This is a genomic window from Arsukibacterium sp. (genome assembly GCF_041616895.1).
GTDB lineage: Bacteria > Pseudomonadota > Gammaproteobacteria > Enterobacterales > Alteromonadaceae > Alishewanella.
In genome coordinates, this window is sequence record NZ_JBFJPY010000087.1 from 1 (window position 1) to 14103 (window position 14103).

Sequence of the window (14103 nt, forward strand, 5' to 3'; positions counted from 1 at the left end):
AACAGGAAGCTCTGGAAAACGAAAAAGCGGGCAGCGACGACAGTAAAACCTGGCATTTTAAAGCCAAAAATGTCCGGGATTTTGCCTGGGCCTCATCACGTAAATTTATCTGGGATGCCAAAGGTTACCTGCAGGGTGGGAGCGAACAACCCTTTGTTATGGCAATGTCGTTTTATCCTAAAGAGGGCGGCGAGTTATGGCAGAAGTATTCTACTGAAGCAGTAGTGCATACCATGGAAGTGTATTCCCGTTTCTCATTTGATTATCCGTATCCGGTGGCGCAATCGGTTAATGGCCCGGTCGGTGGCATGGAATATCCGATGATCACCTTTAATGGCCCGCGTACCAAATTACAGGACGATGGCAGTCGCACCTATTCACAAGCCGAGAAACGTTTTCTAATCGGTGTGGTTATCCATGAAATTGGCCATATTTATTTTCCGATGATCGTTAACTCTGACGAACGGCAATGGACCTGGATGGATGAAGGATTAAACAGCTTTTTAGACGGGGTCGCTGGCAGGGAGTGGGATCCAACCATTCCGTGGGGTGTAGAACCGCGTGACATTGTTGATTACATGAAATCAGATGTGCAAGTGCCAATTATGACGCAATCTGACAGTGTGCTGCGGTTGGGCCCCAATGCTTACACCAAGCCAGCTGCAGCGTTAAATATTTTGCGTGAAGTGATTTTGGGCCGTGAATTGTTTGATTTCGCCTTTAAAGAATATGCCACTCGCTGGAAGTTTAAGCGGCCTACCCCGGCTGATTTTTTCCGTACCATGGAAGAAGCCAGCGGCGTTGATCTGGACTGGTTCTGGCGCGGTTGGTTTTACAGCACTGACCATGTAGATATTGCGCTGGATAAAGTATTTCAGCTGCGCTTAGATACTAAAAATCCGGATATCGACTTTCAGCGTGAGCGTCAGCAGGAGCTGGACAAGCCGGTTTCGCTCTTTGTTGAGCGTAATAAAGCTGAAAATAAAGTACTGTGGGTCGATCAGAATCCGGATGTCCGTGATTTTTATGATGACAACGATCGTTTCACCGTCACCAATAAAGAGCGAAATGCCTACAACAAGTTTATTCACGAACTGGAGCCCTGGGAGCGCAAGGCTTTCGAGCGGGCCGTTGCAGAAGATAAAAATTACTATGTGCTGCAGTTTAGCAATAAGGGCGGCCTGGTTATGCCTATTTTGCTGCAGCTGACTTATGCTGATGGTAGCTCTGAGCAGCAATATATTCCTGCTGAAATCTGGCGCCGTAGTCCTAAGGCGGTAAATAAACTGATTGTTACTGCTAAAGATAAAGTATTGCAGCAAGTAATTGTCGATCCGAAATGGGAAACCGCCGATGTCGATATTGAAAATAACTTTTATCCACGACGGATCGTGCCATCAAGGATTGAGGCTTATAAGTCGGAGAAAAGCAAAGCCAAAGTCAGTCGCGATATTATGCAAGACAGCAAAACAGAGCTGAAAGATCCGGCAAAAAAATCAGAGGCTGATAAGTCAGCAGAGCAGGGCGGCAATTAATGCGATTGCCAGGTACGCTGTTGCTGCTGGCGTGTTTTTGCAGCCCGCTGGCGGCACATGAGTTGAAAACAGCACTGAGTAAAGTGCTGTTTAATCCTCGCAGCGGCAATATTGAAGTGATGCATCGGTTTTACGTGCATGATGCTGAGCATGGGGTGAAACAGTTATTTGATAAAAACGCTGATTTACTCAATAGTGAGCAGACGCAGCAGTTGTTTAATCGATATGTCAGTGACCATTTCAGAATGACACGGCTATCAGGTGAGCCGCTGCCATTGACGCTGGTAGGTGGCCAGTTAGATGGCCGCTTTTACTGGGTATATCAGGAAGCAGCTATACCAGTAGAAATTGCCGGCCTGCGTATACAGCAAAATGCGTTGCAGGGGCTGTGGCCAGCGCAAACTAATACCGTAAATATTGAAGGGCAAGGCGCGATTAAAACGCTTAGTTTTGACAGTAAAACCGAGTGGCAGCAGGTAAGTTTTTAATTCGGGCTTTAAAATAGGCTGCTAAGGCGCTATATAACAGGTTAATAATGCTAGTTGGAGTGCGCAATGATTGTCGCCTGCCCGAATTGTAATGGTCTTAATCGCTTACCTGCCGATAAACCTGCGCTTGAGGCAAACTGTGGTAAATGTAAGCAGGTGTTGTTTAGCGGCCAGCCATTGGAGCTGACCAGCGTTAATTTTGCTGCCCATGCCCATAAATCTGAACTGCCTTTAGTGATCGACTTTTGGGCCAGCTGGTGTGGGCCATGTCAGAATTTTGCGCCGGTATTTAGCCAGGCGGCACAAGAGCTCGAGCCTCAATTTCGGTTTGGTAAAATAAATACTGAACAGCAACAGCAATTAGCGGGTCAGTATAATATTCGTTCAATTCCTACCCTGATGGTATTTAAAAAAGGAAAAGTGCTGGCTCAGCAAGCGGGTGCTTTGCCAAAGCAGGCTTTTTATCAGTGGTTATCCAACTATAGTAAGTAATTACTTACATTAAGGAGAGACAATGACGAGTAATTCTTTTAGCCTCAGCAGCGATGATATCAAAGAAGGCCATTTTATGGCTAAAGCACATGAGTTTGATGGCTTTGGTTGTGGTGGTGACAATGTTTCGCCTATGCTCGAGTGGCATAACCCGCCACAGGGCACAAAGAGTTATGCGCTAACGGTATTTGATCCAGACGCGCCAACCAGCTCTGGTTTCTGGCACTGGCTGGTAACTGATATACCCTCAGATGCTACCGGGTTAGCTAAAGGTGCAGGAAAAGGACGTTTGCCCCCCGGTTGTCGCAGCTTTAGAAATGACTATGGCAGTAAAGATTTTGGCGGCGCGTGTCCACCTGAGGGCCATGGTATGCACCGTTACCAGTTTACGGTGTGGGCCTTACCAGAAGAAACCCTGGCAGTGCCCGATGATGCTAGTGCCGCGGTGGTCAGTTTTATGCTAAATGCCAATGCATTAGGCAAAGCGACATTAACAGCGACCTACGCCCGCTAGTTGCTGTTCGAACAACGATATACTCGACTAAGGCCGTATATCGCGGCCTTTTTTTCTGGACTAAGCTAAGCGTCTGGTTCAGCTGCAAGCAACGGATAAAATATTCTGTTACTGTCATCTCAACGCTTTTATGTGCTTTTAGCCGGCTTTTTCAGTCAGTTGCTTTGTCTGGGCGTAGCGCGCTTTGCCTATACGCCATTGTTGCCCATTATGCAGCAGCAAACCCAACTGGATGATGCGACCGGTGGTTATCTGGCCGCCACTAATTATCTGGGATACATGGCCGGTGCGCTGTTGGCAGCCAGCCTGAATAATCTGCAGCTAAAGGATTCCCTGTACCGGCTTGGCTTGCTGCTGGCGATTATCAGTACGCTAGGTATGGCGTTAACCCAAAACATTTACCTGTGGGCATGCTGGCGCTTTGTGGCAGGCTTAAGTAGTGCCGGCTCAATGCTGATTGCTTCAGGCTTGATTATGCATTGGCTGCTCAGCCATCAGCAACGTGCTGAGTTAGGTATTCACTTTGCCGGCCTGGGTTTAGGCATCGCCATGTCGGCGCTATTGGTAGAGCTGTTGCTAACGTACGGGCTCGATTGGCGTGCCCAGTGGTACTACTTTGCCATTCTCGCTGTTGGCTTAGCCATTCCAGCCTGGCGATGGTTGCCCCGTCCTGAACTTACCCGTAAGCAGCACACAACAGTGCCCGCCGACTCGCCACCGTCAAAACGCTTTATGCGCCTGATGCTGGCCAGTTATTTTTGTGCTGGTTACGGTTATGTGATTAGCGCTACCTTTATTGTGACGATTGTGGAGCGCATGCCTGGCCTGGCCGGCAGCGGCAACCTGAGCTTTATTGTGCTTGGTTTAGCCGCGGCACCGGCGGTGCTGTTATGGGACATTATTGCCCGCAAAACCGGCTACCTGAAAGCCATTACCCTGGCGTTGCTGGTGCAAATGCTGGCCATTTTATTGCCGCTTTGGTTTAACTCGCTTAGCGCGGTGTTATTTAGTGCGGCATTATTTGGTGCCACTTTTATTGGCATAGTCAGTTTGGTGCTTACTATGGCCGGACGTTTATACCCCAGTAAACCAGCCAAACTCATGGGAAAAATGACCTTAGCTTATGGCAGTGCTCAGGTTGTTGCACCAGCTTTAACAGGTTATCTGGCAGAAGTGAGTGGTTACTATGATACAGGTTTACTGTTAGCGGCCGGTATGGTTGGTTTGGGTGCAGGGTTAATAGCCGCACTCATTATCAGCGATCAAACCGCGCAGCAGCTGGATGCTAACCATTAACTATTTACCGATACAGAATGAGCTGAAAATTCTGCCCAGCAAATCATCGCTGCTGAACTCACCGGTAATTTCGTTTAAGTGTTGCTGAGTTAATCGTAGTTCTTCTGCCAGAATCTCGCCGGCAATATAGCTGTGCAGCTGCTCCTGGCCAATAGCCAGATGTTCGGCGGCGCGGTCCAGTGCATCTAAATGGCGGCGGCGGGCCAGAAAACTGCCTTCGGTACTGGCGTCAAAGCCTATGCACTGTTTTAAATGCTCACGCAGGGCATCGATACCGGCGCCAGTTTTAGCCGATATTCGATACACCGGTATATCATTACTGTTATGCGGACTGCTCGTGGTATTGGTTTCGCCGGTAATATCGGCCTTATTGCGTATTACAGTCACTCCTAAGTTCTGCGGCAGGCGATCAATAAAGTCGGGCCAGATATCATGCGGATCGGTAGCCTTTGTTGTGGTGCCATCCACCATAAACAGTACCCGATCGGCCTGGGCAATTTCCTGCCAGGCGCGTTCAATACCAATTTGTTCTACCTGATCAGTCGCCTCACGCAACCCTGCGGTATCAATAATATGCAGCGGCATGCCATCAATATGAATATGCTCGCGCAGCACATCACGGGTAGTACCGGCAATTTCGGTAACAATAGCGGCTTCGCGGCCGGCCAAGGCATTTAACAAGCTGGATTTACCGGCATTAGGTCGGCCGGCAATCACGACTTTCATGCCTTCACGCAGGATACTGCCTTGTGCCGCTTGCTTAGTTACAGTTGCAAGATAATCAATTATCTCCGCTAAGTCGGTAGCGACTTTGCCATCGGATAAAAAGTCGATCTCTTCGTCCGGGAAGTCAATTGCCGCTTCGACGTACATTCGCAGGTAAATGACTTTTTCGACCAGTTCATGAATGCGGCGCGAGAATTCGCCCTGCAGTGATTGCATGGCAGAGCGCGCTGCCTGCACACTACTGGCGTCAATCAAATCAGCAATAGCTTCGGCCTGGGCTAAGTCGAGTTTGTCATTTAAAAAGGCACGCTCGGAGAATTCACCTGGGCGGGCAATACGCACATTAGGCTGGGCCAATACCTGCTTTAATAACATATCGAGCAGCACTGGGCCGCCGTGGCCTTGTAGCTCGAGCACATCTTCACCGGTAAACGAATTAGGCCCTGGGAAGTACAGGGCTATGCCCTGATCCAGCACAGCGGCATCGCTATCAAAGAAAGGTAAATACTCGGCGTAGCGCGGTTTAGGTAGCTTGTGCAGTATGGCTTTGGCCACGGCGTTGGTATCGGGGCCGGAGATACGAATAATACCCACACCGGCACGGCCGGGGGCAGTGGCTAATGCGGCGATGGTGTCGGTGCTAAACATAGTTGCCTCTTAATGGAAAAAGCCTGTCGCGTGATGCTGACAGGCTATTGATATTGCTCAGGGTATGAGCTGGGAGATTCCTGCTTCGCCGCCTTCGACAGCACATCTCTGTGCTGCCTTAGGCTGTGCGGCCTCCCTGCCGCTGCTACGCAGGAACACCCAGCTCACACCTTGTGGTTTATTGTCAGGCCTTCTTGGTATGCAAGCCTTTCTTTTCCATACCTTTGTAGATATACAGCATCTGAGCCAGTGAAATAAGGTTACTCACCAGCCAGTACAGTACTAAACCACTTGGGAACCAGATAAAGAATACAGAGAACGCGACCGGCATCCACATCATAATTTTTTGTTGCAGCGGATCGGTAACCTGCATCGGCGTCAGTTTTTGCATAGCAAACATACTAATACCAAATAATACCGGCAGGATGTAGAACGGATCTTTGGTCGATAAATCGGTGATCCACAACATAAAGGGCGCGTGGCGCAGCTCAACACTCTCTACGAATACCCAGTATAAAGCTAAGAATATCGGCATTTGTACCAGCATCGGTAAGCAGCCACCCATCGGGTTTACTTTTTCTTTGCGATACAGCTCCATCATAGCCGGCCCCATTTTCTGGCGGTCGTCTTTGTAGCGGGCTTGCAGTTCTTCGATCTTTGGCTTTAAGTTGCGCATCTTGGCCATAGATTCATATTGAATCTTGGTTAGCGGGTACATCACACCTTTCACCATGATGGTGATCAGAATAATGGCTACGCCCCAGTTAATTACAAAGCTTTGGATGGTGGTCAGTAACCAGAACAGCGGCTGGGAAATAAACCACAGGAAGCCGTAGTCAACCGTTAAGTCCAGACCATTGGCCAGTTCCGCCAACTTGTCTTGCTGCTTTGGGCCGGCGTAAAAGGTGCTGCCAATCACGGTGCTTTCACCTGGCTGTAGTTCTATCACTTCACTGCGGGTACCAATAACGCCTTTGCTACCAGATACCATACTGTATAGCCGGTTTTGCTGCTGCTGATCAGGTACCCAGGCTGCCACAAAGTAGTGCTCCAGCATCGCTACCCAACCACCGGCGGTATTAATAGCCAGGTTTTTCTTGGCCATATCATCAAAGTCGTATTTCTCGTAGCGCTCTTCACTGGTGCCATAGGCTGCACCACGGTATATCGGCATCATCATGCTGCTGCTTTCACCGTTATCAATATTTTGCACCAGATGCTGATAAGGTTGAATGCGTTTGCTGACGTCAGTCTGGTTTTGAATTGAATACTCTACCCGGACATCATATTTACCACGACTGAAGATAAACCGTTTTTCTATCTGTAAACCATTAAAGTTAGTCACCAGTGGCACTACCAACTCGTCACTGCTTTCAGAGAGTTGATACTGCTGTTTAGTAAACTGATAGGGCTGACGACTATTGGTTTGATCATCGGGCCCGTCTGCACCTATTAAGCCAGACTGCGCGGTATACTCAAAGCCCGGCAATTTGCGCATCAGCACATAAGGCTCATCGCTGTCTTTGGTTAAATCATACTCAGGTAACGTTACACCGACGATGTCGCCACGGCTGGTATCGATTGCAACATTTAAAACGTCAGTGGCTACTGTTACCAGTTGAGCTGACGGTGTGGCAACTGTCGTTACCTGACTTGGCGCATCATCTCCGGTCAGCCGGATATCACCATTGCTGAGTGTAGTGTTACCACCAGGGGTTATATTCTGTGACTGCTCAACAGCAGCAGGCGTTGCAACAGGCTTTGGGCCATAATCTTTTTGCCATTCCTGCCAGAGGAAAAAACTGACGATTGCCAGGGCAATTACTAAAAAACTGCGTTGTGAATCCATGGGTTAGCTTTTCTCATTATGCTTATCAGGAACGGGATCATCACCGCCCTTATGTAAGGGGTGACATTTTAATATGCGTTTGCCTGCTAACCAAGCACCTTTTACCGCACCAAAGCGTTCAATAGCAGTAATGGTATAGTGTGAACAAGTTGGATGGAAGCGACAGTGTGGCCCTAGCAGCGGGCTTACTACCCGCTGATAGCCACGAACCAGCATTAACATCAGCTTAATTGTAAAGCGATGTACTGGCGAGCGATTTTGCTCCATAGCCGTTCCAGTTGTTGCAATAGTTCACTATTCGGGGTGCTACTGATATCACCCTTTACCATTAATACCAGATCGACGCCGGGCAACTGGCGTTGATGCAAACGAAAGCTGTCACGCACACAACGTTTTATACGATTGCGTTGCACGGCCAATTTAACACGTTTTTTAGCGATAGTAAGGCCTAATCGCGGATGTGTAAGCTGATTTGGTTTTGCAAGAATGGTAAACAGGGGAGACGCAACCCGAAAAGGGTGTTGGAATACATTATCGAATTGACTGGGAGTTAACAGGCGTAACTCCCGGCCGAAGTTCAGGCTGACCACGCAGCGCTTAACAGCCGATTACGCTGATAAACGCTGACGGCCCTTAGCACGACGACGCGCTAAAACCTGACGACCATTCTTAGTGGCCATACGTGCACGGAAACCGTGATTGCGCTTGCGTTTTAATACGCTTGGTTGAAACGTTCTTTTACTCATAATTTCATCCGTCCGGTCGAAATATTTACTAAGATTACCTGTGTTTTAGCAAATACACCAAAACGCAGCTGACAAAAATGAGCGCGAATTTTAAGTACTTCGGGGCCTAAAGTCAATGCGATCCTTGCTTTTATTCTGATCTGATCGTTGTTTATATCGCCAACTTGATAAGTTTTCCACAGCCGCACTGATCTTACTGAATAAAATGTGTGTTATTTGTTTTTTAAGCCAGAAACGGCAGCCATTTATGATTGGTATTATCAAATAGAATAAGCCTTTTAAAGTGCATTAAAACAAAGACATGTGTTATTTATTGTCGTGGTTGAGATTTTTTTGAAAAGTCAACATTGAACTTGTGGATAAGATCATAGGATAATGGCCGACTTGCGTAGGGATAGCAGCCTTAACTTATCATTTTAATCAGGGCTTCAGGAGAGACGGTGTATCAATCTGTTTGGCAAAATTGTTTACAGGCTTTGCAATCCGAACTGCCAGCCCAACATTTTAGTATGTGGATCAGGCCATTACAGGCCGACAGTTCTTCTGATTCGCTGATCCTGTATGCGCCAAACCGCTTTGTACTGGATTGGGTACGTGAAAAGTATTTAAATCGGATCCTTGAACTGATCCAGGATTATTGTGGCGATGATGCACCGCGACTTAAGTTTGATGTCGGCAACAGTCAGCAACAAACCAAGCGGCCTCCTGGCAATAGTCATTTACCGCAAGCAGAGCCCTCGGCTAGCAATCCGATACCGGCTCCACGTGAAACCGCTGAGCCCGCTCCGAAAACCATAGTGCGTAGCAACGTCAGGGCAAATTATACCTTTACTAATTTTGTTGAAGGTAAATCAAACCAGTTGGCACGAGCCGCTGCCAGTCAGGTTGCTGATAACCCCGGTACCGCTTATAACCCGTTGTTTATCTACGGCGGCACCGGACTGGGTAAAACGCATTTGTTACATGCGGTCGGTAACGGTATTCTAGCGAAGAAGCCTGATGCCAAGGTCATTTATATGCACTCTGAACGCTTTGTACAGGATATGGTTAAAGCTTTACAAAACAATGCCATAGAAGAGTTTAAGCGGTATTACCGTTCGGTAGATGCGCTGCTTATCGATGATATTCAGTTTTTTGCCAATAAAGAGCGATCACAAGAAGAGTTTTTCCATACCTTTAATGCCTTGCTTGAAGGCAATCAGCAAATTATTTTAACCAGCGACCGTTACCCGAAAGAAATTGACGGGGTGGAAGACCGCTTAAAGTCCCGCTTTGGTTGGGGACTGACCATTGCCATTGAGCCACCCGAGTTGGAAACCCGGGTGGCGATTCTGATGCGTAAGGCGCAGGAGAATCAAATCCGTTTACCAGAAGAGGTCGCCTTTTTTGTGGCAAAGCGCCTGCGTTCCAACGTGCGGGAATTAGAAGGGGCGCTAAACCGGGTTATTGCTAACGCTAATTTCACCGGCCGGCCTATTACTATTGATTTCGTGCGTGAAGCATTACGTGATTTACTGGCGTTGCAAGATAAACTGGTTACTATTGAAAACATTCAGAAAACGGTGGCCGAGTATTATAAGATCCGGGTTGCCGATTTATTATCTAAACGGCGTTCGCGCTCTGTTGCGCGGCCGCGACAAATGGCCATGGCATTGTCAAAAGAATTAACTAACCACAGCTTGCCAGAAATTGGTGATGCGTTCGGTGGCCGCGACCATACCACGGTATTACATGCCTGTCGCAAAATTGAATCTTTAAAAGAAGAAACCCACGAAATTAAAGAGGATTTTCAAAACCTCATTCGCACGTTATCTTCATAACCGGTTTTAACAGGGTCATCCTAAACAAGGTTAAGCTATGCAATTTGTGATCAACAGAGACGCCTTACTCAAGCCACTGCAAATGGTATCGGGTGCCATCGAACGGCGCCACACCTTACCTATTTTATCCAATGTATTAATAGAAGTAAGCGAGCATCAGCTAGCGCTTACCGGCACTGATTTAGAAGTTGAATTGGTGGCCACGACTGATGCGGTGCAGGTGCAGCAGGTTGGCCGGGTTACCGTGCCGGCTAAAAAATTGCTGGATATTTGTCGCAGCTTGCCGGAAAACAGTGATATTAAAGTAGTACTGCAAGCCGAGAGCTGTATCTTAACCTGTGGTAAAACCAAGTTCACGTTGTCTACGCTTAGTGCGGCAGAATACCCTAATCTGGAAAGTTGGCAGGGCGAAGTGGATATCAGTATCAGTCGTCAGCAACTGCGTAAGTTATTGGATGACACTGCCTTTTCCATGGCCAACCAAGATGTACGTTACTATTTAAATGGCTTGTTGTTTGAAGTTGATAACGGTAGCCTGACTGCAGTGGGTACGGATGGCCACCGGCTGGCACTAAGTAAACTGGCGTTGCCTGGAGTTAATTTGCAGCAAAAGCAAATTATTATCCCCCGCAAGGGCGTATTGGAAATTATGCGTTTACTGGCCAATGACGATCAGATTATCCAGTTAAGTCTCGGCCAGAATCACATCCGGTTGTCTGATCAGGGTTTTACCTTTAGCAGTAAGCTTATCGATGGTCGGTTCCCTGATTACCGTCGGGTGTTGCCACGCAATAGCACCAAGTTAGTTACCGCGCATCGGCCGGTAATAAAAGACGCTTGTACCAGAGCGTCTATTTTATCTAACGAAAAGTATCGGGGTGTTCGCTTTACCTTAAGTAACGATGAGCTGCAAATCATGGCGAATAACCCTGAGCATGAGCAAGCCGAAGAAGTCATTGAGGTTGAGTATCAGGGCGATCCACTGGAGATTGGTTTTAACGTTGGCTATATGCTGGATGTGCTGAACACCCTTAACACCGATCTGGTTATTTTGCATTTAAATGATGCCAATTCCAGTACCCTGATTGAGGGTGTTGGTAACGAAGGCGCCAGTTACGTCGTTATGCCAATGCGATTATAAGTAATGGCGTTATTGTCGTTGCAACTTAGCCAGTTTCGCAATATCGCAGCGCTGGCTTTTACCGCCCACTCTGAGTTTAATCTTATCTACGGTGAAAATGGCAGCGGCAAAACCAGTTTGCTTGAAGCCATTTATTATCTGGCGCATGGCAGATCATTCCGCAGTCGGGCTCATCAACGGCTGATCAAAGATGACGGCGAACAGTTTACCCTGCATGCTAAAGTGAGCAATAACCAGCAAGGTTACAGCCTTGGTTTGCAACGAAACCGTTCTTCTGAACTGGTACTTCGTCTTAATGGTGCTAATGTACAAAGGTTGGCGGAGTTTGCCAGCTTATTGCCGGTACAATTACTTACCCCTGATAGCTTCCGCCTGTTCTTTGGTGGCCCGAAAGAGCGTCGCCAATTTTTTGATATGGGGGTGTTCCACGTGGAACACGACTTTTTCCCCATATGGTTGCAGTTTAGTCGGGTGCTAAAACAACGCAATGCTTTATTAAAACAGCGCCGTCGCTACGACGATGAATTCGCATACTGGGATCAGCAATTTGCTAACCTGGCCTGGCAGCTTCACGCTCATCGACAGCATTACGTCGATCAGTTAAGTGAGGCGTATAGACAGTTAGTCGCAGCGAATCCATTGTTAGCTAATGTCAGCATGCAGTTGCAAAGCGGTTGGCCAGAAAGAATAGATAGTGAAAAAGCGTTGTTAGATTTATTGCAACATAATTTTGATCAAGATTGCCGACAGGGCTTTAGTCAGTATGGTCCACAAAAAGCCGATTTAAAATTAAAAAAAGCTCAGTTGCCAGTGGAAGAAGTATTATCCCGTGGTCAACTAAAAGTGTTATTATTTGCACTTAAAATCGCCCAAAACAATGTTATTAGTAATAGTGGTAATAAGCAGCCACTGTTACTAATTGATGATTTGGCGTCTGAACTGGATGCCAGTTCGACCCAACTTGTTTTTGAGTATTTAACCCAGATTAATTCACAGGTATTTATTACTGCAATTAATGCTGATCAGGTTTCACCTTATATTGCTGCCGAGCGTAGCAAAATGTTTCACGTGGAACACGGTCAGATAACAGCACGGACAGACGAAGATGGCCGAACAACATAATTACGATTCCTCAAGTATTAAAGTATTAAAAGGACTGGATGCCGTTCGTAAAAGACCCGGCATGTACATCGGTGATACCGACGACGGTACCGGTTTACACCATATGGTGTTCGAGGTAGTCGATAACTCAATCGATGAAACGCTCGCTGGCTATTGCACTGATATCTGGGTAACGATTCACAGCGATGGTTCGGTGTCCGTTCGCGATAATGGTCGCGGTGTACCTACCGAAATGCACGAAGAAGGTGTGTCAGCTGCTGAAGTTATAATGACCGTGCTGCACGCCGGTGGTAAATTTGACGAAAACTCTTATAAAGTTTCAGGCGGTTTGCACGGCGTGGGTATTTCCGTGGTTAATGCGTTGTCCGACAAATTAGAACTTACTATTCGTCGGAAAGGTCAGGTCCATAACCAGATTTATCATTTAGGGGTGCCCCAGGCACCGCTGGCAGTCATTGGTGAAACAGAAGACACCGGTACCGCTATTCGTTTCTGGCCCAGCCCAACTGTATTTAGCGATATCGACTATCACTACGATATTCTGGCAAAACGCTTACGTGAATTATCATTCCTGAACTCTGGGGTCAGCATTATTCTGACTGACGAGCGTAATGACAAGAAAGACCACTTTAAATATGAAGGTGGTATTGAAGCTTTTGTGCAGTATTTAAACCGTAGCAAAACCAGCGTCCACCCGAAAGCGTTTTATTTTTCAGATCAGCGTGAAGATGGTATTTCAGTGGAAGTGGCCATGCAGTGGAACGACAGTTATCAGGAAAACGTGTTTTGTTTTACCAATAATATTCCACAGCGTGATGGCGGCGCTCACTTAGCCGGTTTTCGTGGCGCATTAACCCGGGTGTTAAACAACTATATTGAACACGAAGGTTACGCCAAAAAAATGAAAGTGCAGGCGTCAGGTGACGATGCGCGCGAAGGTTTAACGGCCGTAGTCAGTGTTAAAGTGCCGGATCCAAAGTTCAGCTCACAAACCAAAGATAAACTGGTATCAAGTGAAGTCCGCTCCGCCGTTGAAGGCGTGATGGGCGAGAAGTTAAACGAATACCTGTTAGAAAACCCTGGCGATGCCAAAATCATCGTTGGTAAAATTGTGGACGCTGCCAGAGCCCGTGATGCAGCGCGCAAAGCGCGGGAAATGACCCGGCGCAAAGGCGCTTTAGACATTGCCGGCTTGCCAGGAAAATTGGCAGACTGCCAGGAAAAAGACCCGGCTTTCTCAGAACTGTACATTGTAGAGGGTGACTCTGCGGGCGGGTCTGCCAAGCAGGGCCGCAACCGCAAAAATCAGGCAATATTACCGCTGAAAGGTAAAATCTTAAACGTTGAGAAAGCCCGCTTTGACAAAATGCTTTCATCGCAAGAAGTCGGAACCTTAATAACCGCTTTAGGTTGTGGTATAGGCCGCGAGGAATATAACCCTGATAAAACCCGTTACCACAGTATCGTATTAATGACCGATGCCGACGTTGACGGTTCGCACATCCGAACGTTATTGCTGACCTTTTTCTACCGGCAAATGCCTGAGTTAATTGAACGTGGCTATATCTATATTGCGCAGCCACCTTTGTTTAAAGTGAAAAAAGGCAAGCAAGAGCAGTACATTAAGGACGAGCCGTCATTGGTTGAGCACTTAACGACTTTGGCGCTGGATGAAGCAACCCTGCATGTTAATGCTGATGCGCCGGGTATTGGTGGCGAACACCTT

At 47.4% G+C, this 14103-nt stretch carries 14 protein-coding genes; 9 read left to right on the forward strand and 5 right to left on the reverse strand.

From position 1 onward, the window contains the following. From ABY802_RS13205 to ABY802_RS13225, 5 genes are all read left to right on the forward strand, one after another. A partial coding sequence (locus ABY802_RS13205) for a M1 family aminopeptidase (RefSeq protein ID WP_372627604.1) occupies nucleotides 1-1535 on the forward strand: 1535 nt, incomplete at its 5' end. Then, a complete protein-coding gene (locus ABY802_RS13210) occupies nucleotides 1535-2023 on the forward strand; it encodes a DUF6702 family protein (RefSeq protein WP_372627605.1) in 489 nt (162 codons plus the stop codon). The genes ABY802_RS13205 and ABY802_RS13210, both read left to right, overlap by 1 nt. 66 nt (nucleotides 2024-2089) lie before the next feature. After that, entirely contained in the window at nucleotides 2090-2515 is a 426-nt protein-coding gene (gene trxC / locus ABY802_RS13215) for a thioredoxin TrxC (RefSeq protein WP_372627606.1), read from the forward strand. 22 nt (nucleotides 2516-2537) lie between these two features. Continuing rightward, on the forward strand, nucleotides 2538-3029 hold the full coding sequence (locus tag ABY802_RS13220; RefSeq protein WP_372627607.1) for a YbhB/YbcL family Raf kinase inhibitor-like protein: 492 nt from the start codon (nucleotides 2538-2540) through the stop codon (nucleotides 3027-3029). Nucleotides 3030-3161: 132 nt separating this feature from the next. Continuing rightward, entirely contained in the window at nucleotides 3162-4325 is a 1164-nt protein-coding gene (locus ABY802_RS13225) for a YbfB/YjiJ family MFS transporter (RefSeq protein ID WP_372627608.1), read from the forward strand. On the opposite strand, the gene mnmE is transcribed toward ABY802_RS13225, so the two are convergent. The 5 genes from mnmE to rpmH form a co-directional block, all read right to left on the reverse strand. Then, nucleotides 4326-5699 carry a tRNA uridine-5-carboxymethylaminomethyl(34) synthesis GTPase MnmE gene (mnmE, locus tag ABY802_RS13230; protein WP_372627609.1) on the reverse strand — a complete coding sequence of 458 codons (1374 nt, stop codon included), beginning with the start codon at nucleotides 5697-5699 and terminating at the stop codon, nucleotides 4326-4328. 184 nt (nucleotides 5700-5883) lie between these two features. Continuing rightward, the gene (gene yidC, locus ABY802_RS13235) at nucleotides 5884-7548 is read right to left on the reverse strand and encodes a membrane protein insertase YidC (protein WP_372627610.1); all 1665 of its coding nucleotides are present in this window, start codon (nucleotides 7546-7548) and stop codon (nucleotides 5884-5886) included. Nucleotides 7549-7551: 3 nt separating this feature from the next. Beyond that, nucleotides 7552-7815, reverse strand: coding sequence for a membrane protein insertion efficiency factor YidD (yidD, locus tag ABY802_RS13240; RefSeq protein WP_372627611.1), 264 nt, complete (start codon nucleotides 7813-7815; stop codon nucleotides 7552-7554). Continuing rightward, complete coding sequence (gene rnpA, locus ABY802_RS13245; RefSeq protein ID WP_372627612.1) at nucleotides 7770-8138, reverse strand: ribonuclease P protein component; 369 nt, start codon at nucleotides 8136-8138, stop codon at nucleotides 7770-7772. The genes yidD and rnpA overlap by 46 nt, the downstream gene beginning before the upstream one ends. An 18-nt stretch (nucleotides 8139-8156) precedes the next feature. Then, entirely contained in the window at nucleotides 8157-8294 is a 138-nt protein-coding gene (rpmH, locus tag ABY802_RS13250; RefSeq protein WP_083923053.1) for a 50S ribosomal protein L34, read from the reverse strand. Nucleotides 8295-8734: 440 nt separating this feature from the next. Between rpmH and dnaA the strand changes: the two genes are divergently transcribed. The 4 genes from dnaA to gyrB form a co-directional block, all read left to right on the forward strand. After that, nucleotides 8735-10114 carry a chromosomal replication initiator protein DnaA gene (dnaA, locus tag ABY802_RS13255; protein WP_372627613.1) on the forward strand — a complete coding sequence of 460 codons (1380 nt, stop codon included), beginning with the start codon at nucleotides 8735-8737 and terminating at the stop codon, nucleotides 10112-10114. Nucleotides 10115-10151: 37 nt separating this feature from the next. After that, the gene (gene dnaN, locus ABY802_RS13260) at nucleotides 10152-11255 is read left to right on the forward strand and encodes a DNA polymerase III subunit beta (RefSeq protein WP_372627614.1); all 1104 of its coding nucleotides are present in this window, start codon (nucleotides 10152-10154) and stop codon (nucleotides 11253-11255) included. A 3-nt stretch (nucleotides 11256-11258) separates the two neighbouring features. Beyond that, nucleotides 11259-12377 (forward strand): DNA replication/repair protein RecF, encoded by a 1119-nt coding sequence (gene recF, locus ABY802_RS13265; RefSeq protein ID WP_372627615.1) that lies wholly within the window; start codon nucleotides 11259-11261, stop codon nucleotides 12375-12377. Next, a partial coding sequence (gyrB, locus tag ABY802_RS13270; protein ID WP_372627616.1) for a DNA topoisomerase (ATP-hydrolyzing) subunit B occupies nucleotides 12361-14103 on the forward strand: 1743 nt, incomplete at its 3' end. The genes recF and gyrB, both read left to right, overlap by 17 nt.

Coding starts and splice junctions, on each gene's coding strand:
- ABY802_RS13210 (WP_372627605.1), top strand. CDS start 1,535: ATGCGATTGCCAGGTACGCTGTTGCTGCTGGCGTGTTTTTGCAGCCCG.
- trxC (WP_372627606.1), top strand. CDS start 2,090: ATGATTGTCGCCTGCCCGAATTGTAATGGTCTTAATCGCTTACCTGCC.
- ABY802_RS13220 (WP_372627607.1), top strand. CDS start 2,538: ATGACGAGTAATTCTTTTAGCCTCAGCAGCGATGATATCAAAGAAGGC.
- mnmE (WP_372627609.1), bottom strand. CDS start 5,699: ATGTTTAGCACCGACACCATCGCCGCATTAGCCACTGCCCCCGGCCGT.
- yidC (WP_372627610.1), bottom strand. CDS start 7,548: ATGGATTCACAACGCAGTTTTTTAGTAATTGCCCTGGCAATCGTCAGT.
- yidD (WP_372627611.1), bottom strand. CDS start 7,815: ATGGAGCAAAATCGCTCGCCAGTACATCGCTTTACAATTAAGCTGATG.
- rpmH (WP_083923053.1), bottom strand. CDS start 8,294: ATGAGTAAAAGAACGTTTCAACCAAGCGTATTAAAACGCAAGCGCAAT.
- dnaN (WP_372627614.1), top strand. CDS start 10,152: ATGCAATTTGTGATCAACAGAGACGCCTTACTCAAGCCACTGCAAATG.
- recF (WP_372627615.1), top strand. CDS start 11,259: ATGGCGTTATTGTCGTTGCAACTTAGCCAGTTTCGCAATATCGCAGCG.